The organism is Inquilinus sp. Marseille-Q2685, from assembly GCF_916619195.1.
Taxonomy (GTDB): Bacteria; Pseudomonadota; Alphaproteobacteria; order DSM-16000; family Inquilinaceae; genus Inquilinus.
In genome coordinates, this window is record NZ_CAKAKL010000003.1 from 347,913 (window position 1) to 372,893 (window position 24,981).

At 67.9% G+C, this 24,981-nt stretch carries 24 protein-coding genes; 16 read left to right on the plus strand and 8 right to left on the minus strand.

The genetic code is table 11. The annotated features are described in order from the left end of the window. Positions 1 to 169 precede the first annotated feature (169 nt). From LG391_RS19450 to LG391_RS19500, 11 genes are all read left to right on the plus strand, one after another. Positions 170 to 1,552, plus strand: a complete 1,383-nt coding sequence (locus tag LG391_RS19450; RefSeq protein WP_225769691.1) for a multicopper oxidase family protein — start codon at positions 170 to 172, stop codon at positions 1,550 to 1,552. A gap of 28 nt (positions 1,553 to 1,580) precedes the next feature. After that, on the plus strand, positions 1,581 to 2,021 hold the full coding sequence (locus tag LG391_RS19455; RefSeq protein WP_225769692.1) for a DUF411 domain-containing protein: 441 nt from the start codon (positions 1,581 to 1,583) through the stop codon (positions 2,019 to 2,021). 31 nt (positions 2,022 to 2,052) lie between these two features. Continuing rightward, positions 2,053 to 2,652, plus strand: a complete 600-nt coding sequence (locus LG391_RS19460) for a DsbE family thiol:disulfide interchange protein (protein WP_225769693.1) — start codon at positions 2,053 to 2,055, stop codon at positions 2,650 to 2,652. A 143-nt stretch (positions 2,653 to 2,795) separates the two neighbouring features. After that, the gene (locus LG391_RS19465; protein ID WP_225769694.1) at positions 2,796 to 3,290 is read left to right on the plus strand and encodes a TlpA disulfide reductase family protein; all 495 of its coding nucleotides are present in this window, start codon (positions 2,796 to 2,798) and stop codon (positions 3,288 to 3,290) included. After that, on the plus strand, positions 3,287 to 3,580 hold the full coding sequence (locus LG391_RS19470; protein ID WP_225769695.1) for a hypothetical protein: 294 nt from the start codon (positions 3,287 to 3,289) through the stop codon (positions 3,578 to 3,580). Before LG391_RS19465 ends, LG391_RS19470 begins: the two co-directional genes overlap by 4 nt. A gap of 4 nt (positions 3,581 to 3,584) precedes the next feature. Further along, a complete protein-coding gene (locus LG391_RS19475) occupies positions 3,585 to 3,935 on the plus strand; it encodes a hypothetical protein (RefSeq protein WP_225769696.1) in 351 nt (116 codons plus the stop codon). 138 nt (positions 3,936 to 4,073) lie between these two features. Then, a complete protein-coding gene (locus LG391_RS19480) occupies positions 4,074 to 4,700 on the plus strand; it encodes an SCO family protein (protein ID WP_225769697.1) in 627 nt (208 codons plus the stop codon). A gap of 10 nt (positions 4,701 to 4,710) precedes the next feature. Then, on the plus strand, positions 4,711 to 5,181 hold the full coding sequence (locus LG391_RS19485) for a copper chaperone PCu(A)C (protein WP_225769698.1): 471 nt from the start codon (positions 4,711 to 4,713) through the stop codon (positions 5,179 to 5,181). Positions 5,182 to 5,311: 130 nt separating this feature from the next. After that, a complete protein-coding gene (locus LG391_RS19490) occupies positions 5,312 to 5,884 on the plus strand; it encodes a hypothetical protein (RefSeq protein WP_225769699.1) in 573 nt (190 codons plus the stop codon). A gap of 14 nt (positions 5,885 to 5,898) precedes the next feature. After that, entirely contained in the window at positions 5,899 to 6,639 is a 741-nt protein-coding gene (locus tag LG391_RS19495) for a cytochrome c biogenesis CcdA family protein (RefSeq protein WP_225769700.1), read from the plus strand. Then, entirely contained in the window at positions 6,639 to 7,562 is a 924-nt protein-coding gene (locus LG391_RS19500; protein WP_225769701.1) for a hypothetical protein, read from the plus strand. Before LG391_RS19495 ends, LG391_RS19500 begins: the two co-directional genes overlap by 1 nt. Before the next feature lie 22 nt (positions 7,563 to 7,584). Here the strand turns inward: LG391_RS19500 and lgt are convergent, their stop codons facing one another. From lgt to LG391_RS19520, 4 genes are all read right to left on the minus strand, one after another. Then, complete coding sequence (gene lgt / locus LG391_RS19505) at positions 7,585 to 8,382, minus strand: prolipoprotein diacylglyceryl transferase (protein WP_225769702.1); 798 nt, start codon at positions 8,380 to 8,382, stop codon at positions 7,585 to 7,587. Between the two features lie 112 nt (positions 8,383 to 8,494). After that, entirely contained in the window at positions 8,495 to 8,968 is a 474-nt protein-coding gene (gene cueR / locus LG391_RS19510; RefSeq protein ID WP_308013058.1) for a Cu(I)-responsive transcriptional regulator, read from the minus strand. A gap of 72 nt (positions 8,969 to 9,040) precedes the next feature. Next, the gene (locus LG391_RS19515; RefSeq protein WP_225769703.1) at positions 9,041 to 9,358 is read right to left on the minus strand and encodes a DUF2933 domain-containing protein; all 318 of its coding nucleotides are present in this window, start codon (positions 9,356 to 9,358) and stop codon (positions 9,041 to 9,043) included. A gap of 102 nt (positions 9,359 to 9,460) precedes the next feature. After that, complete coding sequence (locus tag LG391_RS19520) at positions 9,461 to 11,785, minus strand: heavy metal translocating P-type ATPase (protein WP_374200752.1); 2,325 nt, start codon at positions 11,783 to 11,785, stop codon at positions 9,461 to 9,463. Positions 11,786 to 12,183: 398 nt separating this feature from the next. On the opposite strand from LG391_RS19520, the gene petA reads away from it, so the two are divergent. Continuing rightward, complete coding sequence (gene petA, locus LG391_RS19525; protein WP_225769705.1) at positions 12,184 to 12,744, plus strand: ubiquinol-cytochrome c reductase iron-sulfur subunit; 561 nt, start codon at positions 12,184 to 12,186, stop codon at positions 12,742 to 12,744. 276 nt (positions 12,745 to 13,020) lie between these two features. Continuing rightward, complete coding sequence (locus tag LG391_RS19530; RefSeq protein WP_225769706.1) at positions 13,021 to 13,230, plus strand: hypothetical protein; 210 nt, start codon at positions 13,021 to 13,023, stop codon at positions 13,228 to 13,230. A 60-nt stretch (positions 13,231 to 13,290) separates the two neighbouring features. Here LG391_RS19530 and LG391_RS19535 read toward each other — a convergent pair whose 3' ends face one another. Next, a complete protein-coding gene (locus LG391_RS19535) occupies positions 13,291 to 13,968 on the minus strand; it encodes an NrsF family protein (protein ID WP_225769707.1) in 678 nt (225 codons plus the stop codon). A gap of 514 nt (positions 13,969 to 14,482) precedes the next feature. Between LG391_RS19535 and LG391_RS19540 the strand changes: the two genes are divergently transcribed. Continuing rightward, positions 14,483 to 16,090, plus strand: coding sequence for a hypothetical protein (locus LG391_RS19540; protein ID WP_225769708.1), 1,608 nt, complete (start codon positions 14,483 to 14,485; stop codon positions 16,088 to 16,090). Here LG391_RS19540 and LG391_RS19545 read toward each other — a convergent pair. From LG391_RS19545 to LG391_RS19555, 3 genes are read right to left on the minus strand one after another with little or no spacing between them, the layout of a single operon-like run. Next, the gene (locus LG391_RS19545) at positions 16,083 to 17,003 is read right to left on the minus strand and encodes a response regulator (RefSeq protein WP_225769709.1); all 921 of its coding nucleotides are present in this window, start codon (positions 17,001 to 17,003) and stop codon (positions 16,083 to 16,085) included. The genes LG391_RS19540 and LG391_RS19545 overlap by 8 nt on opposite strands. Positions 17,004 to 17,052: 49 nt before the next feature. Then, on the minus strand, positions 17,053 to 18,762 hold the full coding sequence (locus LG391_RS19550; protein WP_225769710.1) for a DAHL domain-containing protein: 1,710 nt from the start codon (positions 18,760 to 18,762) through the stop codon (positions 17,053 to 17,055). Between the two features lie 49 nt (positions 18,763 to 18,811). Further along, positions 18,812 to 19,777 carry a cytochrome-c peroxidase gene (locus tag LG391_RS19555; protein ID WP_225769711.1) on the minus strand — a complete coding sequence of 322 codons (966 nt, stop codon included), beginning with the start codon at positions 19,775 to 19,777 and terminating at the stop codon, positions 18,812 to 18,814. 359 nt (positions 19,778 to 20,136) lie between these two features. Here LG391_RS19555 and LG391_RS19560 point away from each other — a divergent pair, with 359 nt between their 5' ends. After that, a complete protein-coding gene (locus LG391_RS19560) occupies positions 20,137 to 23,253 on the plus strand; it encodes a 4Fe-4S binding protein (protein WP_225769712.1) in 3,117 nt (1,038 codons plus the stop codon). A 33-nt stretch (positions 23,254 to 23,286) separates the two neighbouring features. Then, positions 23,287 to 24,972 (plus strand): hybrid-cluster NAD(P)-dependent oxidoreductase, encoded by a 1,686-nt coding sequence (locus LG391_RS19565; RefSeq protein ID WP_225769713.1) that lies wholly within the window; start codon positions 23,287 to 23,289, stop codon positions 24,970 to 24,972. The last annotated feature ends 9 nt before the right edge of the window (positions 24,973 to 24,981 follow it).

Genomic DNA, 24,981 nt, shown 5'->3' on the forward strand with positions numbered 1-24,981 from the left:
CGCGGGCCGCTCCCTGACGCTTTCGGCCTGACGGGCAGTCGTTCCCAGGGCCGATGGTCATCGCCGATCGCAGCAGCGGTCGTCGATGACAGGATCGACGGACGTGATGTCTCCATACCCATTGCTGCCGGTCTTGAACCGGCGTTCCGCCTTGCTCGGATGCGGCGCGGTGGCCCTGTCGTCCTGGCTTCCCCGGGCCCGCGCCGCCCCGGCCGAACCGAGGACCGTCGCCCTGAGTGCCGCGCCGGGGCGCGCCGCCCTGCTCGGCGACGATGCAACCGAAACCGCGATCTGGGGCTATGACGGCCGGGTGCCAGGCCCGGAGATTCGGGTTCGGCAGGGCGAGCCCTTGAAGGTTGTGGTCGACAATCGGCTCGACCAGGACACCACGGTGCATTGGCACGGCATCCGCCTGCCCAATGCCATGGACGGCGTGCCCGGCCTGACCCAGCCGCCGATCCGGCCCGGCGAGCGCTTCACCTATTCCTTCACGCCGCCCGACGCCGGCACCTTCTGGTACCACCCGCACGCCAACAGCCTGGAACAGCTCGGGCGGGGCATGGCCGGCGTCCTGATCGTCGAGGAGCCCGAGCCGGTCGCGGCCGACCGCGACCTGGTCTGGATGCTCGCCGACTGGCGGCTGACCCGGGACGAGCGGATCGCGGCGGGCTTCGGCAACGGGATGGAGGCGGCGATGGCCGGCCGGGTCGGCAACCTAGTGACGCTGAACGGCGCCATCCCGACCGACCAGCCGGTGCGGGCCGGCGAGCGCATCCGGCTGCGCCTGATCAACGCCGCGCTCGCCCGCATCATGGCGCTGCGCTTCGAGGGGCATCGCCCGATCGTGCTGGCGGTCGACGGCCAGCCCTGCGATCCGCACGAGCCCGAGGGCGGACGACTGCTGCTCGGCCCGGCCATGCGGCTCGACGTCGTCCTCGACCTGCAGGGCGAGCCCGGGAAGCGCTACCGGGTGGTCGACGACTTCTACGACGGGCTGTCCTATCCGCTGACCGTGCTCGCCTACGAAGCGGGGCCGCCGATCCGGGAGCAGCCGCCCGACACGCCGCTGCGCCTGCCGCCGAATCCCTTGCCGGAGCCCGATCTCGCCACCGCGGAACGGCACGAGCTGACGCTCGAAGGCGGGATGATGGGCGGCGGCGCCATGATGGGGATGGGCGGCATGCACGGCATGGCGACGCCCGGCATGGACGGCGGCGCGGCCTGGGCGATCAATGGCGTGTCGATGACCGGTGACGGCCATGCCGGCATGCCGCCGCTGTTCACCCTTCAACGCGGGCGAAGCTGCGTGCTGACCATCCGCAACAGGACCGCCTGGTGGCATCCGATGCACATCCACGGCTTCAGCTTCCGGATGCTGAGCCGCAACGGCGCGCCGATCCTGCATCGGCAGTGGAGCGACACCGTGCTCCTCGCGCCGAAGGACACGGTTGAATGCGCCTTCGTCGCCGACAACCCGGGCGACTGGATGCTGCATTGCCACGTCATGGACCACCAGATGGCCGGCCTGATGACCGTGCTGCGCGTCGCCTGAATCCCTTTTCGCTGACAGGAGAACCGAAATGAACCGTATGTCCCGCATCGCCGCCGTGATCGCCACCCTGGTCCTGCCGCTGCCGGCCTTGGCCGAACCGATCGCGGCGACCCTGTACAAGAACCCACAATGCAGCTGCTGCGAGGGCTACGCTGCCTATCTCCGCGACAACGGATTCACCGTCGACGTCAAACCGACCAACGACCTGGCCCAGATCAGCGCGGAGGCCGGCGTGCCAGCCGAGATGGAAGGCTGCCACACCATGTTCGTCGACGGCTATGTCGTCGACGGGCATGTCCCGGCCGACATCGTCAAGAAGCTGGTATCGGAGCGGCCGGCCATCACGGGCATCACCCTGCCCGGCATGCCGATGGGCTCACCGGGAATGGGCGGGGAGAAGTCCGGCCCGTTCACCGTCTACGCCGTCATCAAGAATGGACCGCCCCCGGTGGTCTACGCCGAGGAGTGACCGGGGCGACGGCCGATGGAGCTCCTCCGCCATGACTGAAGACCTTGCGACGATCGGTGCGCCCCTGGCCGGGACCACCCTGCCGGACAAGGGGATATCGCGGCGTCGGCTGCTTTACGTCGCGCCGGCGGCCGGCTTCATCGGCCTCGCCGGCCTGTTCGCCTGGGGGCTGAATCAGGATCCCCGCGTGCTCCCCTCCGCGCTGATCGGCAAGCCGGTGCCGGTGTTCGCGCTGCCGCCGGTTCAGGGGCGCATGCTGGGTCTCGCCAGCACCGATCTGATCGGTCAGGTCTCGCTGGTGAACGTCTTCGCCTCCTGGTGCACCGCCTGCCGCCTGGAGCATCCGGTGTTCATGCGGCTCGCTGGGACCGGCGCCGTCCCCCTGCACGGCCTCAACACCAAGGACAAGCCGGCCGATGCCGCGGCATGGCTCGACGAGATGGGCGATCCCTACAACCGGACCGGCGCCGATCTCGACGGCCGGGTGGCGATCGACTGGGGCGTCTACGGCGTGCCCGAGACCTATGTCATCGACCGCCAGGGGCGGATCGCGCACAAGCATGTCGGCCCCGTCACGCCGGACGTGATGGACAGGACCATTCTGCCGCTGGTCGCGGAGCTGCGGCGATGAGGGGCGTGCCGATCCTGCCGCGGCGGCAGTTCGTGTTCGCCCTCTCTTTGGGCCTCTGGCTTGCCGTGGGCCTGGCCGCCGTCGTCACCTTCGTCTTGAGCCGATCCAGCGACCCGTTACCGGGCCCGGCGACGACGGCTCCGATGTCCCGTCTGACCCTGCACGAGCAGCCGAGACCGGTGCCGGCCTTCGGCTTCACAGACGCTGGGGGCCAGAGGCTCAGCCTCGACGCCTTCAAAGGCCGCACCGTGCTGCTCAACCTCTGGGCGACCTGGTGCGCGCCGTGCCGCAAGGAGATGCCGTCGCTCGACCGGCTGCAGGCGGTGATGGGCGGCCCGGACTTCCAGGTCTTGGCGCTGTCGATCGACCGCGGCGGCCTGGAGCCGGTCCGCGCCTTCTTCGGCGAGCTCGGGCTCGAGCATCTCGCCATCTTTCTCGACCCTCCGAACGCCTCCACCCAGGCGCTCAACGTCGTCGGCATCCCGACCACGCTGCTGATCGACGGCGAGGGCCGGGAGGTCGGCCGCGCGACCGGCCCGGCCGAATGGGACAGCCCCGAGATGAAGGCGCTGATCCGGCAGGGCATGGGCCGCAGCGCGGCCGGCCTTCCATCCACATCCGAGGAGAAAGGATCATGACCGATCTGACGTCGAACGAACTGCCGAGGCCCGGCCTCGGCGACAGGGTGCGGCCCTGGCTCCATGGCAGACGCGCCCTCATCCTGGCCGCGGTGGCCGCGGCTGGGGGCGGACTCTGGTTCGGCTGGCCATGGCTGGTCGCGGCCGGAATCGCCCCGATCCTGCTGTCGCTCGCGCCCTGCGCGGCCATGTGCGCCGTCGGTCTCTGCACGATGAAAAGCTGCAGCAAGACCGGGAGTTCGACCACGGACGGCATTCCGGTCTCGAAGCAGGACGACTCCGCGCCATAGGCACATGGCGCATCACGGGACGACCGACCACTCCAACCGAAAGGGAATGATCATGCGTAACCGCTTCAATGTCATGCTTGCCGCCACGGCTTTCGCCATCGGGCTGACCGGCGCCGCAGCCGTCTTCGCTCAGCAAGCCCAGCAGACGCCGGCCCAGCCGCCGGCGGCCGGCCCGGCCACGCCCGGCATGATGCAGGGCCAGGGCATGATGGGTCAGCAGGGCGAGGGCATGATGCCGATGATGAACATGATGACCCAGATGAGTCAGATGATGGAGACCTGCAACAAGATGATGCAGCAGGCGATGACGCCGCCCCAGGGCCAGGGCGCTGCGCCGCAGAAGCAGGGCGGCTGATCGAGTCTCGGTCCGGGCGCGCTCTCCCCGCGCCCGGACCAGCCTGGATCAACGGACAGCCGCAATCACGGAAATGCCCGGGAACGCCATCGCCAACATAGTCACTGAGACCGTCGCGCCTCAGGATCGGTTCGGGTCATGAGCCGTCGCGTGAAGTGGCTTCTACGGCTCCTGGTCGCGGCGCTCGCCGTCAACGTCGCTGCGCTCGTGCTGCTGACGACAGGGCGCTTGCCGATGATGCCCAGCTCGGGGACATGGGTGAGGACCGGCACGGTGCTGATCGGAGGCCCGTTCACGCTGACGGCGACCGACGGCCGGACCGTGACCGACCAGACCTACCGCGGCAAATGGCTGTTGATCTATTTCGGGTACACCTTCTGCCCCGACGCCTGCCCGACGGCGCTCAACAACATGAGCATCGCCCTGCAGACGCTCGGGGCGGAGGCGGACAGGATCCAGCCGCTCTTCATCACCGTCGACCCGAAGCGCGACACCCGGCAGGTCGTGGCGTCCTACCTGGAATCCTTCGATCCCCGCTTCGTCGGGCTGGTGGGGACCGAGGCGCAGACCGACGCGATCATCAAGACCTACCGGCTCTATGTCGAGCCGCAGAAGGAGTCGGGCGACACCTATCTCGTCGCCCACAGCACCTATGTCTACCTGATGAATCCGGACGGCGTGTTCGTGGACGTCATCGACGGCGGTACGCCGGGCGACCAGATGGCGGATGCGGTGCGCAAGCTGATCAACGAACACTCGACCTAGGAGCCGATGAATGAAGCGCGTCATGGCCGCTCTTGTTCTTGCGATCGGTGTCTTGTCGACGGCAGCGGCCGAAGCCGATCCGGGCGGCATCGCCGTGGACGGCGCCTGGGCGCGGGCTACTCCCAAAGGTGCGGTCACGGGGGTGGTCTATGTGACCCTCGCCAACAACGGACCCAACGCCGATCGTCTGCTCGGCGCCTCGAGCCCGATCGCTGAGACCATCCAGTTCCATTCTTCGTCCAGCGAGAGCGGGGTGATGAAGATGGACCAGCTCTCCGCCCTCGACCTTGCCCCGGGAGAGACCGTCACGCTGAAGCCGGGCGGCATCCACATGATGATGCTTGGCCTGACGCAGCCGCTTCGGGAGGGCCAGACCTTTCCGCTCACCCTGACCTTTGAGACTGCCCATAGCGTCGAGGTGACGGTCCGCATCGGCAAGATCGGCGCGATGGAGGTCCCCGGTGCTGCTGGCGGCGGATAGGGATGTCGGAGATTGGGCAATCCGCCGATATCGGCCATCGGCAGAACGCGAAGCCGCGAATGACGGCGAGTCCGCCATGGCGTGGCGCTTGCGGCGAGCTGATCGGATCTGAGGGGAGGTGAGGGACAACATGGGCACACAACACGCGACATCAGCCGGCATTTCCCGTCGGGTCCTGTCCGCCGGCATGGGAGTTCTGGCCCTGCGCTCGATCATCGGAGCGCCGGTGCACGCGGCGGGCGCCCCGACGATCGCCCAGCGCTTCGCCTATCTGAGCACGCACGGCAACTCCAACTGCTCCCGCGCCTTCAGGGACTCGATCGCGACCATGCCGCCGGAGGCGCGTCTCCAAGGCTCGTGCTGCAGCCCCATGGATCTACACCGCTACATCGAGCAGATCGAAGGCCTCAGGGCCTATGCCGACCAGCCGCTGATCCCGTCGGATCCCTACGACATTCCGGCCGGGCTGGCGGCGGATCTGATGGCCTCCTACGACCTGGCTCTCACCGAGACAGAGCAAGCGGCGTATGACTACGCCATGCAGCACTCGGACGAGAAGGGACCGTGCTGCTGCCCCTGCTGGCGCTGGCGGGTCTATGGCGGACTGGCGAAGCGCCTGATCCGCGAGCACGGCTTCACCGGCGAGCAGGTGACGACGGTCTGGAACCTTTCGGACGGCTGCGGCGGCGGCGATCATGGCTGAGGGCGGGGACCGGCATGTCTGAACTCTCCGGCATCGGCCTCGTGACCGCCTTCGCCGCCGGCACCGTGTCGTTCCTGTCGCCCTGTGTGTTGCCGCTGGTGCCGGGCTATCTCTCCTATGTCGCGGGCCAGTCCTTGCACAAAGAGGCGGACCGGAACGATCTGGCCGCCCGGCTGGCCGTCCTGGGTCTCGGGGCGTTTTTCGTCCTCGGCTTCTCGACCGTCTTCATCCTACTCGGCGCCAGCGCCACCGCGCTCGGCAGCCTGCTCCTGTCCTACCGGTACGAGGCCAACCTGATCGGCGGTGTGCTCGTCATCCTGTTCGGGCTGCTCACGACCGGCATCGTCCGGTTTGGCTGGCTGCAGCGCGACCATCGCTTCCATGCCGAGCTGCGGGGTGGTCACCCCCTGGCGGCCTATACGCTCGGCCTGGCCTTCGCCTTCGGCTGGACGCCCTGCATCGGGCCGGTGCTCGGCGCCATCCTGACGGTGAGCGCCGCCACCGCGACGGTGTCGGATGGGATCACGCTGCTGGCGCTGTATTCCCTCGGCCTCGGCATTCCGTTCCTGCTGTGCGCGCTCTTCGCCAGCCAGGTCCTGGGCCGGCTGAGGGCCGTGCGCAAGGCCGGCCGCTATCTTCAGCTCGGGGCCGGCGCGCTGATGGTGGCGATGGGCGCCGCCATGATCACCGGCAAGATGACCGAGATGTCCTACTGGTTCCTGGAGACTTTCCCGGCCCTGGCGAGGATCGGCTGATGCATGGCATGTCGCTCGACCGCAGGCGCTTCGGCATCGCGCTCACCGTCGTCGCCGGAGCATCGATCGTCGGCTGGGGGTGGCTCAAGCTCGCCTCGCAGCACCGCACCGCAGAGATGCTGGCCACGCCCGAGGGACGCCGCGCGCTGTTCGACCAAGCGGAGGCCGACGTCAGGCCGAAGGAGGGCTTTCAAAGCCGGATCGCGCTGAAGGACACGGTGTCCCGCCTGATCGAAGAGCGCGTCCTCGATCCACGGAAATTCATCTCGCTCTACGACCGGCCGGGCGGGATCCCGCCGGCGGTTCGCTATCTGCTGAAATGGCCGTCGCACAACCCGATCCTCCTGACCGCGGAGACGGCGACGGCCTATGTCAATCTGCTCTGGCCGCTTGGCCTGGCCAATCGGATGACGACGAACGAGCAGAGCCCGATCAACACGGTGTCGCTGCCCAACTTCGCCTCCACCGCCGGCTGGTGGCTGGGCGCGGAGGCGAACGGTGCGGCGTATTTCAACAAGCTGCCGATCGTCGCGCTGACACCGGAGCAGGAGGCGCTGGCGACCCGCGTCGCCAAGACCACCTTCCGCCCGTGCTGCAACAACTCGACCTTCTACCAGGACTGCAACCACGGCTCCGCGCTGCTCGGGCTCCTGGAGCTCGGAGCGTCACAGGGCCTGACCGAGGACGAGCTCTACCGCGAGGCGCTCGGCTTCAACTCGTTCTGGTTTCCCGACACCTACGTCAAGACCGCCCTCTACTTCCGGATCTTCGAGAGGAGGGATTGGCGCGATGTCGATCCGAAGCTGGTGATGGGCCACGACTTCTCCGCCATCGGGCCATGGCGCCGGAATGTCGAGGCGCGGATCAAGACGATCCCCGATCTGATCCCCGAGCCGGCGGCCGGCGCCAAATGCGGCGTGTGATCCTGGCGCGCCAACTGGCGAGTTACGCCGCGGCGGCCTCGACCGCCGGCCGGCGGGCCGCCCACAGCACCACGGCGATGCCGATCACGATCATCGGCAGCGACAGCAGCTGCCCCATGGTCGCGCCGAGCCACAGGAAGCCGAGCTGGGCGTCGGGCTGGCGCACGAATTCGACCAGGAAGCGCGACAGGCCGTAGCCGATGGCGAAGACACCCAGCACCAGGCCGGGCCTGGCCCGAATGCGCGGATTCGCCGCCAGCGGCAGCAGGATCAGGAACAGCAGCAGCCCCTCCAGCCCGGCCTCGTAGAGCTGGCTCGGATGGCGCGGCTCCGGCCCGGCATTGGGGAAGACGACGGCCCAGGGCACATCAGTCGGCCGGCCCCACAGCTCGCCGTTCACGAAATTGGCGATGCGGCCGAAGAACAGCCCGATCGGCGCGGCGGCGGCGACCACGTCGCCGAGCAGCAGGGGCGAGAAGCCGCGCCGCCGGGCGAACAGGATGATCGCGGCGGTGACGCCGATGAGGCCGCCGTGGAACGACATGCCGCCGTGCCAGATCTCCAGGATCGACAGCGGCACCTTCAGATATTCCTCGAGATTGTAGAACAGGACGTAGCCGAGCCGGCCGCCGAGGATGGTGCCGACCACCGCCCAGGTCAGGAAGTCGTCCAGCGCCGCGCGGTCGGGCGGCAGCGCGGTGCGGCGGGTCAGCCACAGCGCGTAGCGCCAGCCGAGGAGGAAGCCGGCGATGTAGGCGAGGGCGTACCAGCGGATCGCGACAGGGCCGATCTGCAGGGCGACCGGATCGAACCATTCCATGAGGCGTCTCGTTGGCTATGCGACAGGCTCAGGACGCTCGGCAGATGGCCAAACGGGCAGCCTAGGAACCTGATCGCTTCATCGCCTCAGGCCTCGACCGCGGGGTGTGGCGTCACTTGCCGGCGAGGCCGTCGAGGATCGGGCACTCCGGCCGGTCGTCGTCGTGGCAGCACCGGGCGAGATCACCCAGGCTTCTCTGCAGCGATCGAAGTTCGCGGATCTTGGCCTCCACCTCCTCCATATGTCGGTCGACGATGGCCTTCACATCGGCGCTGGCGCGGTCCCGGTCCCGCCACAGGTCGAGGAGGCTTGCGATCTCCTCGAGAGAGAAGCCGAGGCCGCGGGCGCGGGCGATGAAGCTCAGGGTGCGGACGTCGTTTTCGCCGTATGTCCGGTATCCGGATGCCGTCCGCGCCGCGGCGGGAATCAGCCCGATCTCCTCGTAGTGACGGATCATGCGCGCCGACACGCCCGCTCGCTTCGCGAGGGCCCCGATGTTCATTGGCCTCGCGCGACCCGCTTCAACCAGCCTTGGGGTCCGAGGCGTGGGTGCGGCCGCTCCGCGCAAGTCAGCGAGAGATGTCATGGGAATACCTTTCGATCGGCCGCGAGACATGTGCCGTGGAAACTCTCCTTGGATCGCGCCTCGTTACCGGCGTCAGGTCCTGCTCGGAGATACCGGATCCGAGCCGGAGGTGTCCCGTCTCGCTCCGGGGGCCTCACCGCCATGCCGGCCCATCCCCTTCATGCAAAAGGCCATCATCGCCATGCAGGGGAGCAGATAGAGGAGCGGGGCCATGGCCGCAAAGCCGAGCCAGCCCCAGCCGAGGGCGAAGCCGCCGATCGTGACCGCCACCGCGGCCAGAATGACCGTCCGGCGATGCCGCCCGAACCAGCCGGATGACCCGCCGCACGCGCTGGAGTGAGACGGCGCTGCCGGAGCCGACCGATCCGGGAGATTGAACGAACCGTCCATCGTGATCTCCTGTGTGAAGGTCGATGGCATGAAGATGGAGCTTGACATCATGTGAAGGTCAAGGGGCCTGTGGGGCGGCCCGCAGAGGCCTCTGGGGCGAGGTCAGGACAACTTGCTGGCTCGCAAGCGTAGCGAGTTGCCGATCACTGTGACCGAGCTCAGTGCCATGGCTGCACCCGCAATCATCGGAGAGAGCAGGAGTCCCCAGATCGGGTAGAGAACGCCGGCCGCGATCGGAACGGCGAGAGCGTTGAAGACGAAGGCGAAGAACAGGTTCTGCCGGATATTGCGCATCACGGCGCGCGAGAGCCGCCGGGCGCGCACGATGCCGTTGAGGTCGCCCTTGATCAGGGTCACGGCGGCGCTTTCCATCGCGACATCCGTGCCGGTGCCCATGGCGATGCCGACATCGGCCGCGGCGAGCGCCGGCGCGTCGTTGATGCCGTCGCCCGCCATGGCGACCCGCCTCCCGGACTGCCGCAGCCGCGCCACCACCGCCTGCTTCTGGTCGGGCAAAACATCGGCGACGACCTCGTCGATGCCGCCGACCCTGCGCGCCACCGCCTCGGCGGTGGTGCGGTTGTCGCCGGTCAACATGACGACGCGGATCCCGTCCGCCCGCAGGGCCTGGATCGCGGCCGCGGCGCTGTCCTTCACCGGGTCGGCGACGACCAGGAGGCCGGCCGCGCGGCCGTCGACGGCAACATACATCACGCCCTGACCGTCTGCGCGCAGGGCCTGCGCCCGCTCGTCCAAGCCGTCTGGATCGATGCCGAGATCGTCGAGCAGGCCGAGATTGCCGAGCGCCACCGTCCGGCCGTCGACCATCCCGGTGACGCCCTTGCCGGTCGCGGAGCGGAAATCGGAGGCTGCCGCTATAGAGAGGTCCAACTCCTCGGCTCCCTTCACGATGGCGGCCGCGAGCGGATGCTCGCTGCCGCGCTCGATGCTGGCACCCAGGCGCAGGAGTTCGTCCTCTGGGACGCCGCCGTCGGGAGCGACGACAACGGAAACGAGCCGAGGCTTGCCCTCGGTGAGCGTGCCCGTCTTGTCGACGACCAGGGTGTCGATCTTCTCCGTGAGCTCCAGGGCCTCCGCGTTCCTGACCAGCACGCCGGCCTGGGCGCCGCGGCCCGTGCCGACCATGATCGACATCGGCGTGGCGAGGCCCAGCGCGCACGGGCAGGCGATGATCAGAACCGCGACCGCGTTCAGGAGGGCAAAGGTCATTGCCGGTTCCGGGCCGAACATCGACCAGACGGCGAAGGCGAGGATGGCGATCGCGACGACGGCCGGCACGAACCAGGCGGAGACGAGGTCCGCCAGCTTCTGGATCGGCGCCCGTGAGCGCTGCGCCTCGGCCACCATGCGCACGATCTGCGCAAGCATCGTGTCCTGCCCGACGCGTTCCGCCCGCATCAAAAAGCCGCCAGTCCCGTTGACCGTCGCCCCGGTGACCTTGTCCCCGGCCGTCTTCTCGACCGGCACCGGTTCGCCGGAGATCATCGACTCGTCGACGGAGGAGCGGCCTTCGATCACGACGCCGTCCACCGGCACCTTTTCCCCGGGTCGCACGCGCAGCACGGCGCCCGCGTGGATCTGGTCGAGCGGGACGTCCTCCTCGCGACCATCGTCGTGGACGATGCGGGCGGTCTTGGGGGCGAGGCCGAGCAGGGCACGGATGGCCCGGCCCGTGGCCGATCGGGCGCGGAGCTCGATCACCTGGCCCAGCAGGACCAGCGTGACGATGACAGCGGCCGCCTCGAAATAGACCGGCACCTGTCCCCTCATCGGCGATCGGAACGAAGCCGGCAGCAGGCCGGGGAAGAGCGCGCCCACGGCGCTGTAGGCATAGGCGACGCCCACGCCGAGCGCGATCAGCGAGAACATGTTGAGGCTGCGGTTGATCACCGAGGCCCAGCCGCGCTGGAAGAACGGCCATCCGCCCCAGAGCACGACCGGTGTCGCCAGGGCGAGCTGCGCCAGGGTCGATGCCGGGGCCGGCAGCGGCGCCCAGCCGAACAGCTCCTCCCCCGTGGCGAGCACGACGATGGGGAGCGTAAGCGCGACGCTCACCCAGAACCGCAGAGTCATGTCGCGGAGTTCCGGGTTCGGACCCTCTTCGACCGAGGGAGCCAACGGCTCCAACGCCATGCCGCAGATCGGGCAGCTCCCCGGTCCGGCCTGGCGAATCTCCGGGTGCATGGGGCAGGTCCAGACTGAGCCTTCAAGGGAGACGGGCGGGGCGCTCGGGGCCGCATCGCCTGCTATGGGCGCTGCTGCGGAGGGATGGATGTAGCGCTGAGGATCGGATGCGAACTCGGCGCGGCAGCCGGCGCTACAGAAGTGATAGGTTGTGCCGTCGATCTCGTGCCGATGCGGCGTGGCCGTCGGATCGACCATCATCCCGCAGACCGGGTCCTTCACTCGGCTCTGCGTCGGCCCGCCGATGGATGCAGAACCTGTCTCTGAGGGAGCCCCCTCATGTTGATGGTGGCTGGTCATCCTCTTGCTCCTCGCAACGCGATATCTGTCCTGAGTTGAATGGGCCCGAACCAATGATGCCGCTCCGATCTGCCGTAAGCGCTACGGCTTCCCATCATGGTAAGGTCAAGCCCGATCATGGCCCTTGCTTCCGGTGTCGCCGAGGCGCCAAGCGCAGTCTTGACCCTCACATACTGTGAAGGTCCATCGTGCCCTAACCAGCTCTGTTCGATGGGGCGTCCTTCGGTGAAGGCGGTCGCGCTCACCGGGACGGCTTGCCGAGCACGAGCTTCGGGAGGGCCTCGGCCGCAATAACCGGGGCGCAAACAGGCCATCAGCCGATGACCGCCGACAACACAGCGACACCGGAGCCATCAGCCCCCGATGGCGGGACTCGCAGGGACTTTCTTTACCTGACCGCGGGTGCCGTGGCCGCCCTGGGAACGGTGTCGGCGGTCTGGCCGCTGATCGACAGCATGAATCCCGCGGCGGATGTGACGGCCCTGTCGAGCATCGACGTCGATCTCGAGCCCGTTGCCGTCGGTCAGCGGATCACCCTCAAATGGAGGGGCCGCCCAGTGTTCATTGCGCACCGCACGGAGGCCGAAATCGCCCGTGCCCGGGCGGACGATGCGAACCCCGGCCTCATCGATCCGGAGCCGGATGCCGCGCGCGTGCAGCGGCCGGAATGGCTTGTGATCGTCGGCGTGTGCACGCATCTCGGCTGCATCCCGCTCGGCCAGCGGCCGGTGGATCCGCGCAGTCCCTTCGGCGGCTGGTTCTGCCCGTGCCATGGGTCGATGTATGACACGTCCGGGCGCGTGAGGCGGGGGCCGGCGCCGCGCAATCTCGAGGTTCCGCGTTATCGATTCCTCGACGGTACCCGGATTCAGATCGGATGAGCGCTGTTGACGCCTATAGCCGGCACCCGTTCATCAATCTCTCGGCGGTGAAGTCCGCGCCGCGCCGAACGCGCTCGGGGGATTCTGCCTGTCGTCTGGTGATCGACTCCACGATCACGCCAGCCCTGCCATCTTTGGCGAAGGGGGAAATCCCGCTCCGAGATGAGATCGATGGGGCTTGCCTCAGTATCGTAGTCAGCCCACGGATCGTCATTGACCTTCACAATGCCGGAAGGTGCATCCTCACCGAAGCTGCCCTCTTAAAGGGAGGTCCAAATGTCGCGAGCCAAGTCGCTGGAGGAGGGCGTCCTCAGGCTGTTCAAGCGGTCGTGCCGCGAAGGTCGGCTCGACGTCGCCGAGCATCTGCTCCATGCATTGGAACAACTGGAGCAACAGGATCGATCGGACCTCACGCTCGACGATGCTTACCTAGCCGTCGCCGATCTGCCGGCGAAGCCGCGACCGCAGAAAACCTGGGCGCATTAAGCTTCTCCCGCTGCCAACGAACCGATGCATCTGGGCCGCCGGGTACCTCTTGGTGAGTGATCAAGTGGGCGAGGCCACCCCAGCAAGCGCGAAAAGCCGTCGACTGGCCAACGTCGTCAGACCGACCAGCAGGGCGATCGTGCCGCCGTGCCAGATCAGCACCATGATCGAGGTGTCGAGCGGGTGGTAAAGCGTAAGGCCGGTGGCTGCGAGCGCGGTAGTGGCGAACATCCCGGTGGCGATGGTGGCGACCGGCCGAACGTGCCCGGCATGGCGCAGCATGATGAGCATCGCCGCCGAGAGTGGGATGCTCATCGTGAGGATCGACATGAAGCAAGGGAAGCTGCTGCCGATCACGAAGCCCTGCGAGCCGCGGCGGATCCAGTCGGTCAGGCCGCCGTAGCCGATCACGGCCATCCAGACGATCAGCGCCGACGCGGGCACCAGCGTCCAGCGCGGCGACCGATCCGGGAGACCGAGATGGAACGCGGCTATGGCCGAGAGGACGCCGGCCAACAGCGACGCCAGCCATTCGAGCCGATAGGCCGGTCGCGCCATCTGCTGCGCGAGATCAGGCCGGAGACCGATCGAGGACACGGCCCCGCCGATCACGATCACCGCGATCAGAAGCCAGAGGAGGCAGCGCCAGAGGGGCGGCCGCAAGGGTCGCACCGGCTCGGCTTCGGCAACGAGGCGGTCGATCAGGGTTTCGGCTCTGTCCGCCCTCTTCCTGATCATATGGTCCCAACACACGGTTGCAGCGCTAGCGCTGCCCTGGACGGATCGCCGTAGTCGCCCGGCACAGAGTGCTGGTTCCGGGCACCTGTCGAATGGTTGTTCGCTTCGGGCACGGGAAAGGTTTCGGCGAGGAACTCAGCATCGTCCGGTGGCTCGATGTCCCTTGTGCTGGATGATAGCTTTTTGCTGCAGCGGAAGCCGGCCAAGGCGGTCCCGACAGTGCGCTCCCGGGCTGGGAATGGGGAGGAGTGTGGGTTTGGAAAATGCGCCGTAACCCATTGATTTCTGGTTGGGCCGGACACGGGGTTTGTAGCCTCCAATGTATTGAAATTACAGAGTTATTTACCTTCCACCCGGCTCACCAATCTCCATGCTAAATGGTTGATCTGTAACAGGGCCGGTCATCTTGATCACGGCCGCGCCCGCTTCCGTCAGACGTTGCCGAACCTTCTTCTGCTTCGCCTCGGGATGGCGCCGGCTCCTGTCGCCGGCCCGGCAGGGAAGCGCTGGCGACATGCCGGAATATCAGCTTCGCATGATGGGCGCGGCCGCGTGCGCAGCCGACACCCTGACGAATCTGAAGCTGCCGGTCGATCCGGAGGGCGCCCTCGCCGAGCTCGGAGAAGGGCTGGAATTGACCGTCGCGCCCGCCTCGCCGGCCGCGGAGGGCGATGAAGGGGAGGACGAGGCCGAGCGGCAGGTGGTCGATCACAGCAACCGGCTTCAGGGCGTGCTCGCGAAGATGTTCCAGGCCTTCGAGGGGACACCCGAGACCTGGATCGGGAACGTCGTCCATATCGGCGGCCGGCACGGGCTGCATGCGATGTGGGTGCTCCTCGCCCGCGAACTCGCCGCCAAGGGCATGCTGCTGTCGATGGACAAGTACTCGGAGGAGGGAAAGGCCGCGCTGGCCGGAAGCCTGATGGGCCTGACGGCGCTCGGGAACATTCTCGCCCTGGCCTATACCCGGAAGACCGGGACCAGCACCCGGGATTCGGACATCGGCTTGACGGCGAACTTCGCCCTGATGGTCGCCGGCACTGCCGTCGCCGGGGCGACGGGCGTTCTCGCCCCCATGGCGCCGATCGCCGCCAAGGCGTTGCTGACGGGCGCGGTGCGCGACGGGGTCTCGACCATGATCGGCCTCGACAACAACCAGGATGGCGTCATGGCGCCGTCATGGCTGTCCATGACCGCAGATTCGGTCCTGTATGCCGGAACCCAGATCCTGCCGACCGCTCTGTTCTACTCGGGGTTCTTCCTGTCCGGGAACGCCGAGGCCTCAAAGGATCTCACCTGGGGGCAGAGCGCCTGGGAAGCAACCAAGTTCGCGGGCCTCTACGCCCTTCCCGAATTCGGCAACGGCCTGAGCTTTCCGGCGACGACGGTGCTTTGGGGCAAGCTGGTGGAGGGGGCGACCCCGATGCAGCTCAAGGATCTCAAGCTGCGCATCAAGCTGAAGTTTCCCACCCTGCACGACCTGATGATGCAGGCGGGCGGCATCATGCTGGCCCGTGTCGTCTACATCCAGCTCGTCAATGCCGGCCTGCTGGCCGTCAACAAGAACCTGATCACCCCGGAAAGGCTGGGGGACGCCGGCTACAACGTTGCATCGAACGCGATGAATTGTCTGCTCTGCTTCGCCCTGTACTATCCCTGGATCCTGGCCTGCACCACCAAGGCACGCCCGGCCCCCGAGGAGCGCGGGGCCACCGACGGGGAGGCAGGCGACGGCCTCCCGTGCTCATGCCGCCGGGCGACGATCGGGAGGAGGGCGAGGAGGCGGAGCAGGAAGAGGACGGGCATAGGCGCCGCGGCTCGGGCGAGGCTGCCGCCTAGCCAACCTCCGGTTGGAAACAGATGTACAGCCGTCGACGCTCCCCTTCGAGGAGCGTCGCCTTCTTGGCGGGATGCCGGAGGCCGCGAGGGTGAGCACGCACGCAAGCGGCCGGACGATCCGGGCATCATCTGCCGCAGGGTCGCGGATCCGGCGTCGCGGGCAGGCCGAGATGCGAGCATGACTTCTCCTCGATCGACCGCCGACGCGACTGCGCACGGGTCCGCGTGTCTCCCGCGGGCCCGAAAGCCGGTGCGTACGGTCCGGGGCGAGCCCGCTAGCTGACCTTGGTGAAGCGGCCGAGGCTGCGGACGATGTTGTCGAGCAGACCGCCGCCCTCCGTTGCCGCGGCCTCGACCTGTCTCTGCACCGGCTGCCGGGCGAATCTCGGATCGACCAGGCGCCGGCGATGCTCGCGGATGGCGGCGCTGACGGCGAGGCGGAAGACGTTCGGGCTGAGGGGCTTGATGGCGAAGCGGTAGATCTGCCCCTGGTTGATCAGCTTGACGATGGTGTCGGCGTCGGGGGCGGAGGTCGTGGCCACCACGGTGATGGAGGGGTCGATCTTGGCGACCCGCGCCAGCATGTCGGTGACGTCGACGCCGTCGACCTCGCTGTTGGTGACGATGACGCCGATCTCCTCCTGCTCCAGGATCTCCAGCGCCTCCTCCATGGTGGAGGCGGTCAGGATGCTGTAGTCGCGGGTGAACATCTCGAGCATTTCCTGGCGGTCGGCCGCCACGCCGTCGATCGCCAGCAGCTTGGTGGCGACGCCGAGCGGCGGCGTCAGCACCGCCTCGACCTCCTCGGCCGCGGCCGGGGCGGCGCGCGCGATGTCGACCGCCTCGGCGATGACCTGACGCAGCTCATCCTGGTTCCAGGGCTTGTTGAGGAAACGGAACACCTCGCCTTCATTGACCGCGCCGATGATGGCGACCAGGTCGCTGTAGCCGGTCAGCAGGATCCGCACCGTGTTGGGCCAGCGCTTGCAGACCTGCGACAGCAACTCGATGCCGACCATCTCCGGCATCCGCTGGTCGGAGACGATCACGTCGATCCGGTGGGCCTCCAGGATCGCCAAGGCCTCCCGCCCGCTGGTCGCGGTGTAGACGTCGTAGCTGGACCGGAACATCACCTTGAGCAGCTTCACGATGCGCTCTTCGTCGTCCACGAAGAGCAGGCTGGGCCTGTCAGTCATCTCGCTCTCCTTCGTACCTCGAAGCGTCATGGGAGGGTGGCGGAACCGTCTATGCAGCCGCCTGCTCGAGCCGATGCTCGGCGTCGGCCTTGGCGCGGTGCGGCAGGATGATGGTGAAGGTGGTGCCGACGCCGACCTCGGACCGGGCGGAGATGGTGCCGCCATGGGTCTGGATGATGCGGTAGCAGATCGACAGCCCCATGCCGGTGCCCTTGCCGACATCCTTGGTGGTGAAGAACGGGTCGAAGATCCTGGGCAGCACGTCCGGGGGAATGCCGGTGCCGCTGTCCTCGATCTCGATCCGGATCGAGTCCTCGGATTCCGCCCGCGTGCGCAGGGTCAGCTTGCCTCGTTTGGGCTGGTCGGCCATGGCATGGGCGGCGTTGTTGATCAGGTTCAGGAACACCTGCTTCAGCTGCGTCGGCGATGCATGGATCCTGGGGATCTTGCCGTAGTCCTTGACCGTGTCCGCGATGTACTTGACCTCGGACCGCGCGATCAGGGCGGCGCTGTCCAGGGCCTCTTCTATGTCGACATATTCAAGGCGGCCTTTGTCGAGGCGCGAGAAGTTCTTCATCGTGATGATCAGGTTGGTGATCTCCTCAAGGCCGTGCAGCCCCTCGTCGATCAGCATGTTGAGCTCGCCGATCCGGTCGTCGGGCTGCCCGTCCGCCGCGGCCGGCCGCAACTCCGCAACGGTGCCGGGGGCGGCCGTGCCGACCGGATGCATCTCCGCCATCTGGTCCCGGATCAGGCAGAACACGGCCTTCACATAGGCCAGCGGCGTGTTGATCTCGTGGGTGATGCCCGCCACCATCTGGCCCATGGCGGACAGCTTCGACGACTGGATCAGCTGCGACTGCGCGTCCTCATTGGCCTGCTGCAGCGCCGAATTGTCCTGGTTGAGCCGCCGGTAGTGCCGGCGTAGCAGATAGCCGGCCCAGGCCGTCGCGGCGATGAGCAGGAAAGTGCACGCCAGCACCAGGTCGCGCAGCAGCGACCGGTCGCGGTTCTGATCGGCTTCCAGGGCCTGCGCATCGCGCTGCAACCGATCGATGGCCTGGGCGGTCGGCACGGCCGTGAGGTCGACGATCAGCCTGGTGCCGAGCTGCTTCTGGCGGAGGATGACCGCCATATGGGCCAGCAGCGTCTCTGCCTTCGAAGCTGCCTCGGGCGATGCCCGGCCGGCGGCCTCGCGCAGGGCCGTCATCTGGGTGTCGATGGCCTGCCGCAGCTGCTCGCTGGGGGTGACGATGTAGCTGGCCATATCGATGACGATGCGGGTCAGCAGGTCGGCGATCGGCGGATTGGATTGAGGCCTGCTGCCCTCGAGCTCGGCGAACAGGTCGGCCGCGGCGATCGGCAACAGGCGTGAGGAGTTGCTGATGATCGAATACTGCGCCTTGATCCGTTCGACGATGCGGATCTTGTCGTCCATGGCCGAGCGATAGGCGGCCAGCGAGGCCGACAGATCGTGGCCCCACGCCGGGGCGCCCGCGGCCAGCGTCTCGATCGCTCGATAGCGCTCGGCCAGCTTGCCGACGGGGGCGGCCACGGAGTCGTAATTGGGGTTCAGGCCCAGCTCCAGGCTCAGGACGTCGGCGCTCCACAGGGCGTCGATCTGCTTCATCTCGGCGAGGCTGGCCAGCAGCTCCGACGGCCGGGTGTCCGGCGCGCGCAGCATGGCCAGAAGGGTCGCCAGTACGGCGAGAAGAACGGCGATGAAGACACTGCAGACGATCCTGGATGTGACGATCATGACGTGATCTCCGTCACCGGCCGGTGGCTCTTCGATTGCGGTGGGCAGTTCACTGCGAAGGGCGGGCGTCGAGGGGACGGCCCTTGTATTCGCCGGTCAGGGTTCGCAGGAACGCCACGATCAGCGCGTTGTCGCGGGACGGGATCTGGCGCCCGAGCTGGTATTTCGCCATGGCGTCGACGGCTTCGGTCAGCGTCGCGGCTGAGCCGTCGTTGAAGTAGGGCGCCGTGAGCGCGACGTTGCGCAGGCTGGGGACCCGGAAGACGAACTTGTCCTCTTCGGCCTTGGTGGTGTTGTAGAGGCCGAAATCGGGATCTGCGGCGGCGCCGTGCGACCGGAAGTAGTCCCCGGGCGTCCCCAGCACGCCGAACACCTGGAACATGTTGCCGCCGACATTCACCCCCTGGTGGCAGGAGGCGCAGCCATAGGTCTTGAACAGGCTGTAGCCCTCGAGCTCGTCGGGGCTGAGGGCTGCCGCGTCGCCGCGCAGGAATTTGTCGAACCGCGCGTTCGGCGTGGTCAGGGAACGTTCGTAGACGACGAGCGCGTCGGTGATGGTCTGCGGCTGCATCCCTTCCGGATAGAGGCCGGCGAAAGCCTGGCTCAGCGCCTGGTCCTGCGACAGCTTGCCGATGATGGCCGGCCAGGTTTCGCCCATCACGGTCGGGTCGTGGATCGCCGCCTCGATCTGCTGTTCCGCCGACGCGAAGCGACCGTCCCACATCAGGCGGAAATTCAGTGTCGAGTTGAAGATCGTCAGCGTGTTCCGCTTCCCGGCCTTGCCGCCCAGCCCGCGCGACTTGGGCAGCCCGTCGTCGCCGCCATTGCCGAGATCGTGACAGGACGAGCAGGCGTTCTCATTGTTCCTGGACAGCCGGACGTCGTGGAACAGGGCCTCGCCCAGATCGACCTTCCGCTGATCCAGCTCCAGCTGGAACGGGATCGGCGCGATCGGCTCCGGCGTCTGCGCCACGACCAGGGCGGGACCCAGAAACGCCAGGGCCAGGGCGGGCATGGCGGCGATCAGGAGCGGCCGCCTGGTGGCCGGGGCCGAAGCCTGTCCTGTCGCACGTAGACGCCGAGGGTCGAGATCGCGCTTCATCTTCTGCCTGCCCAGATGAATTCGTGGCCACGACATTGGGGCGTGGCGAGAATTATTGTCTGCCGGAAGAAGATCTCCGCACCATGCGATCTCGTTATGGCCGTATCATCGCGGCGATGGGCGGAGAGCCTCCGCTGTTGCGGTACCGTCAGGACCCGCGGGCCTCCGGAACCAGAGTGCTGACACGCACTCCCGAGCGTCGCGCACCACTGGCCAGGACATGAATGTCCCGGCCAGTCGTTGCCCAGCCGCAACTGCAGGGGACGCCTGACATGCTCGCCCGGACCGCCGAACGCAAGATGCTCGCCGTACGGGGCGTGCTGCTGACCGGATGGGTCGGGCTCATCGCCTCACTGTTCTGGGACCCCGTCTCGACGGGCTGGACCAGCCAGGCCGGCGGTGTGGTCGCGGTCCAGGACCGCATGCTGGCCAGCGAGCCCTATCAGGTCGGGGCCCGGGTGTTCTGGACCATGGTCGTGCCGGTCATTCCGCTGTTCCTGATGGTGTTCGGTCACGAGGCATGGCGCCGTATCTGCCCGCTGTCGCTGATGTCCCAGCTGCCGCGCTATCTCGGCTGGCAGCGGCAGCGCACGGTGGTGCGGCGCCGGACCGGCAAGCTCGAGCGCACCCTGGCCCTGATCCCCCGCGGCGGCTGGCTCGAACGCAACGCGTGGTACGTCCAGTTCGGCATCCTGTTCGCCGGGCTGAATGCGCGGATCCTGTTCATCAACAGCGATCGCACCGCACTGGCGGCGGCGCTGATCCTGGTCCTGGCCGCGGCGTTCCTCGTCGGCTTTCTCTGGGGCGGCAAGTCCTGGTGCAACTACTTCTGCCCGGCGAACATCGTCCAGAAGATCTACACCGAGCCGCGCGGGCTTTTGGAAAGCGCACCGCATCTGCAGCGCCCGGCCGTGCCGCAGTCGATGTGCCGCAGCAGCTCGCCGGACGGCGACCGCAGCGCCTGCGTCGGCTGCACCGCCAACTGCGGCGACATCGACCTCGAGCAATCCTACTGGAGTTCGATCCTCGATCCGGCCCGGCGTCGCATCTACTACATGTTCAACGGGCTGATCATCGGCTTCTACTGGTATTTCTACCTCTATGCCGGAAGCTGGGACTACTATCTCTCCGGCGTCTGGAGCCATGAGTCCGGGGCGCTCGGCCGGCTTCTCGATCCGGGCCTGTATCTCGCCGGCCAGGCGATACCGATCCCCAAGCTCGCCGCCGTGCCGCTGGTCATGGGGGCCGCTGTCCTGGCTTCGCTGGCCCTGGGCACCGGCCTGGAGCGGGCCTATCGCTGGGCGCGGAGCCGCGCCGGCAAGCCGATCCCCGAGGTCGAGGTCGTCAACCATTGCCTGAGCGTCAGCGCCTATCTGTCGATCAACATCTTCTATCTGCATGGCGGCCGGCCCAGCCTGCTGATGCTGCCCTCGGCCGCGATCCACTTCGTCGATATCCTGATCGTCTCGCTGAGCACCATGTGGCTGTGGCAGGCGCTGAACCGCTCGGCCTTCAGGTATGAGCGCGAGAAGATCGCCTCGAGCCTGCTCGATCAGCTGAAGAAGCTGAAGGTCGATGTCAGCCGGTACCTGGACGGCCGGTCAATCGGCGAGCTCAAGCCCGACGAGGTCTACGTCCTGGCCAAGGTGTTGCCGGAGCTGCCGCACGACCAGAAGCTCAAGGCCTACCGTAACCTGCTGGACGATGCCATCAGCACGGGCAAGACCGGGGCCGTGTCCTCGGCCGAGCTGCTGCATGACGTGCGGCAGCAGATGGAGATCAGCGACGAAGACCACCTGCGGCTGCTGGAGGAGCCGGAGATCTCCGAGGCAGCGGTTCTCGATGCCGTCCGCACCACCACCACCAAGGAGCGGATGGCCTGCGTCGCCAACTACCATCAGATCATCGGCCGGTATCTCATCGCCCATGTCGCGTCCGGCCGGATGCTCGACACGATCCGGACCGACCCGGGCATGCAGGCGACCATCCGGACCCTCCGCACCAGCCTGCAGATCACCGATGCCGAGCACCGGAGCGTGATGGCGGAATTCACCGCCCAGGGTGGCATGCTGGCCAGGCAGATGGACTCGATCCTCGACGGCTTGGCGAAGCTGCAGGGGGCGTATTTCTGCCTGCAGAGCTCCAGCCTGCCCGATCGCTTCGCCCGGACGCTGAACGAGCTGCTGCTGGCAGCCGGGTCGGACCGTTTCACGGCGATGCATGAAGCCGCCCTGTCCTGCCTGCACGCCTTCGGCGACGGAAAGATCGCCCGCTGGTACGCGCAGGACCTGGCTGCGTTGGCGGGCGACGGCGTGATCGACGCGCTGTCCCGCCCGGTCGCGGGGCAGGAGGAGGTCCGCTGGAGCGAGGCGCTCGGCGAGACCATCACGGCCATCCTGGAGGGCGCGCCCGACACCGACGACAAGCGCCCCGCGGAGCTGCCGCGCCGGTCGTTCCGCGAGGTCATCGCTGCCGGCCTCGACCGCGCCGCCAGCCTGGACCTGCTGCTGGAGCACGGGTCACCGGTCGCCCGCGCCCTGACGCTGACAGCGTTCAGCTATGTCGACGACGCCCTGTCGCGCGCCGCGGCGCGCCGGCTTGCGGACAGTGGGGAGGGCGACGGCCACTGGCTGCTGCGGCAGACGGTGGACATCCTGAGTGGCGCCGCGGTGGCGGAGGCTGGTGCGCCCGAGCCGGTGATCCACGCCGTGATCGTGCTGCCCGACGGCACGCAGAGCCGCTCGACGCATGCGCAGCCGGTGATCACCGTCGGCCGAGGCCCCGGCAACGACATCACCATCGCCAGCCCGCTGGTGTGGCCATACCACATGGCGCTGTCCTTGGCCCATGGCGAAGTCCGTCTCCTGCGGCTCGACGACGCCGGGATCCTCATCGACGGCGTTGCCTGCGACGGTGAAGCAACCACCCTTCGCCGCGACGCCCTGCTGACCTTCGGGCCGGGCGCCGGGCCCACCCTCCGGATCGACTGGCAGGACGCCACCGAAAGCCGCTGCCTGCGGTCCTTCGACCCGGTGTTGCGGCTGGTGGCGCTGGCCCGCAGCCCGGCGCTGCGGCCGCTGGGCCTCTCCGCCCTCGCCGAGACCGTCCGCGACTGCCGGGTCGGACGTTTCCGGGCCGGCGACGAACTGCCGGCGGCCGGGCCGGGCGAGATGCGCTTCCTCCAGTTCGGATCAGCCCGCACATCCGCGCGCGCCTTCGAGGCCGGAGATCTCATGGATCCGGGCGATGGCGACGGCGCGCTCGAGATCGTCAGCGACTTCGCGGTCGTCATGACCATCCCGCGGCCCGACCCGGCTGCGACGGCGCCGGAACCGACGGGGCATCCCGAGGCGGCGGATCTCGCGCCGCCCCTCCGCTACGCCAGCTAACGACATGCGAACCAAGACAGGGACATCACGCGCATGGACACGCTGACCGAAACTATGACAGCTGAAGCACAGGGGACCGATCTGGCGGTTCTCGTGTTCCTGGTCTTCGTCTTCGTCTCCGACAGCGAGAAGGACATCACACCGCAGGAGGTGCAGCGTTTCCAGATGCTGATGAACGACCTGCACTGGACCGACAACGAGGACATGTGCCGGGCGCTGACGACGCTGCGGTTCAACTATACGGCGACCTGGGCCGACTACGAGGCCGGGACGTTGGCGGCGGACCGGGATGCGATCGCCGGCCAGCTGGTCCGGTTCGACCGGGCGTTCGGCAGCGAACGCGCGGACGCGCTGAAGGCATCGTTGGCCGACCTGGTGCAGCGCATCAGCCGGGGACCGTCACGATCAGGCGTCAGATTCGCCCTCGGGGAGTCGAAGGGACGGGCCAGCGCCCGGCAGGAGCTCGAAGCGCTGCTGGCGCCTCCGATATCCGCCGCAGCGACGGCCGCGTCGCGCGACCCCGAGATCGAACCGAAGCCGGAGCCGGCTCTCACTGCAACTCCAGGGACCGAGTCTTGGCCCGCGGCGCGGATGGCGATCGGCGACGCGCCGGTGTGGCAGGGTGGCCAGCTCAGGGTGCGTTGCATCTCCTGCGTCGACGAGACGCGGGATACCAGGACCTTCACCCTGGCCGCCGACCCGCCCCGCCTTTTCAGCTACAAGCCCGGCCAGTTCGTCACGCTGGAGCTGCCGATCGACGGCCGCATCCTGCGCCGCAGCTACACGATCTCGTCCTCGCCGTCGCGGCCCTACACCCTGTCGATCACGGTCAAGCGCGTGCCCAAGGGCTGGGTCTCGAACTGGCTGCACGACACCATGACGCCGGGGTTCGAGCTCGATCTGATCGGCCCGCATGGCCATTTCACCTGCGTCGACCGGCCCGCATCCAAGCTGCTGTTCATCGCCGGCGGCAGCGGCATCACGCCGGCGATGTCGATGCTCCGGTGGCTCGCCGACACCGGCTGCGCCGCCGACATCGTGCTGATCAACAACGTCCGGACGCCCGACGACGTGATCTTCGGACAGGAGCTGCAGCATCTCAGCTCGCGCCTGGGCGATGCCCTGCGCCTCGCGGTCGTGCCGTCGCGGGTGTCCCCGGGGCAGTCCTGGAACGGCCCGACCGGCCATTTCAGCGAGGCGCTGCTGCGGCTGCTGGCGCCGGACGTGCTGGAGCGCGAGGTTTTCGTCTGCGGCCCCTCCGGCTATATGGCGACGATCAGGATGCTTCTGCAGGCACGAGGCTTCCCCATGGCCCGCTATCATGAGGAGAGCTTCGGCGGCGCACCGGCCTCTGCGCCCGCGCTGCCGGCACCCCAGGTGTCGCGGGCGCCCCAGGCGCCGCCGGTTCCTGGAGTGACCGCCGCGACCGCACCGGCCTCGATCGCCGCCGCATCCGCCGAGGCCAGGCTGGTCTTCCGCAACAGCAACCGGACGATCGACTGCGGCGCGGACGAATCCATCCTCGACGCCGCCGACCGCCATGCAGTCCCGGTCCCGAGCTCCTGCCGCTCCGGCGTCTGCGGCACCTGCCGGATGCGGAAGCTGAGCGGTACCGTCAGCATGGAGGGCCAGGCAGCCCTGTCCGATCCCGAGATCGCGGAGGGCTATTTCCTGGCCTGCATCGGCCAGGCCCGGGGGACCGTCGTCATCGACGCCTGAAGGCGGTAA

Excerpts from the sequence above, each read along its gene's own strand:
- LG391_RS19455 (WP_225769692.1), top strand. The coding sequence starts at position 1,581 with ATGAACCGTATGTCCCGCATCGCCGCCGTGATCGCCACCCTGGTCCTG.
- LG391_RS19460 (WP_225769693.1), top strand. The coding sequence starts at position 2,053 with ATGACTGAAGACCTTGCGACGATCGGTGCGCCCCTGGCCGGGACCACC.
- LG391_RS19465 (WP_225769694.1), top strand. The coding sequence starts at position 2,796 with ATGTCCCGTCTGACCCTGCACGAGCAGCCGAGACCGGTGCCGGCCTTC.
- LG391_RS19470 (WP_225769695.1), top strand. The coding sequence starts at position 3,287 with ATGACCGATCTGACGTCGAACGAACTGCCGAGGCCCGGCCTCGGCGAC.
- LG391_RS19475 (WP_225769696.1), top strand. The coding sequence starts at position 3,585 with ATGGCGCATCACGGGACGACCGACCACTCCAACCGAAAGGGAATGATC.
- LG391_RS19480 (WP_225769697.1), top strand. The coding sequence starts at position 4,074 with ATGAGCCGTCGCGTGAAGTGGCTTCTACGGCTCCTGGTCGCGGCGCTC.
- LG391_RS19485 (WP_225769698.1), top strand. The coding sequence starts at position 4,711 with ATGAAGCGCGTCATGGCCGCTCTTGTTCTTGCGATCGGTGTCTTGTCG.
- LG391_RS19490 (WP_225769699.1), top strand. The coding sequence starts at position 5,312 with ATGGGCACACAACACGCGACATCAGCCGGCATTTCCCGTCGGGTCCTG.
- LG391_RS19495 (WP_225769700.1), top strand. The coding sequence starts at position 5,899 with ATGTCTGAACTCTCCGGCATCGGCCTCGTGACCGCCTTCGCCGCCGGC.
- LG391_RS19500 (WP_225769701.1), top strand. The coding sequence starts at position 6,639 with ATGCATGGCATGTCGCTCGACCGCAGGCGCTTCGGCATCGCGCTCACC.
- lgt (WP_225769702.1), bottom strand. The coding sequence starts at position 8,382 with ATGGAATGGTTCGATCCGGTCGCCCTGCAGATCGGCCCTGTCGCGATC.
- cueR (WP_308013058.1), bottom strand. The coding sequence starts at position 8,968 with ATGACATCTCTCGCTGACTTGCGCGGAGCGGCCGCACCCACGCCTCGG.
- LG391_RS19515 (WP_225769703.1), bottom strand. The coding sequence starts at position 9,358 with ATGGACGGTTCGTTCAATCTCCCGGATCGGTCGGCTCCGGCAGCGCCG.
- petA (WP_225769705.1), top strand. The coding sequence starts at position 12,184 with ATGACCGCCGACAACACAGCGACACCGGAGCCATCAGCCCCCGATGGC.
- LG391_RS19530 (WP_225769706.1), top strand. The coding sequence starts at position 13,021 with ATGTCGCGAGCCAAGTCGCTGGAGGAGGGCGTCCTCAGGCTGTTCAAG.
- LG391_RS19535 (WP_225769707.1), bottom strand. The coding sequence starts at position 13,968 with ATGATCAGGAAGAGGGCGGACAGAGCCGAAACCCTGATCGACCGCCTC.
- LG391_RS19540 (WP_225769708.1), top strand. The coding sequence starts at position 14,483 with ATGCCGGAATATCAGCTTCGCATGATGGGCGCGGCCGCGTGCGCAGCC.
- LG391_RS19545 (WP_225769709.1), bottom strand. The coding sequence starts at position 17,003 with ATGACTGACAGGCCCAGCCTGCTCTTCGTGGACGACGAAGAGCGCATC.
- LG391_RS19550 (WP_225769710.1), bottom strand. The coding sequence starts at position 18,762 with ATGATCGTCACATCCAGGATCGTCTGCAGTGTCTTCATCGCCGTTCTT.
- LG391_RS19555 (WP_225769711.1), bottom strand. The coding sequence starts at position 19,777 with ATGCCCGCCCTGGCCCTGGCGTTTCTGGGTCCCGCCCTGGTCGTGGCG.
- LG391_RS19560 (WP_225769712.1), top strand. The coding sequence starts at position 20,137 with ATGCTCGCCCGGACCGCCGAACGCAAGATGCTCGCCGTACGGGGCGTG.
- LG391_RS19565 (WP_225769713.1), top strand. The coding sequence starts at position 23,287 with ATGGACACGCTGACCGAAACTATGACAGCTGAAGCACAGGGGACCGAT.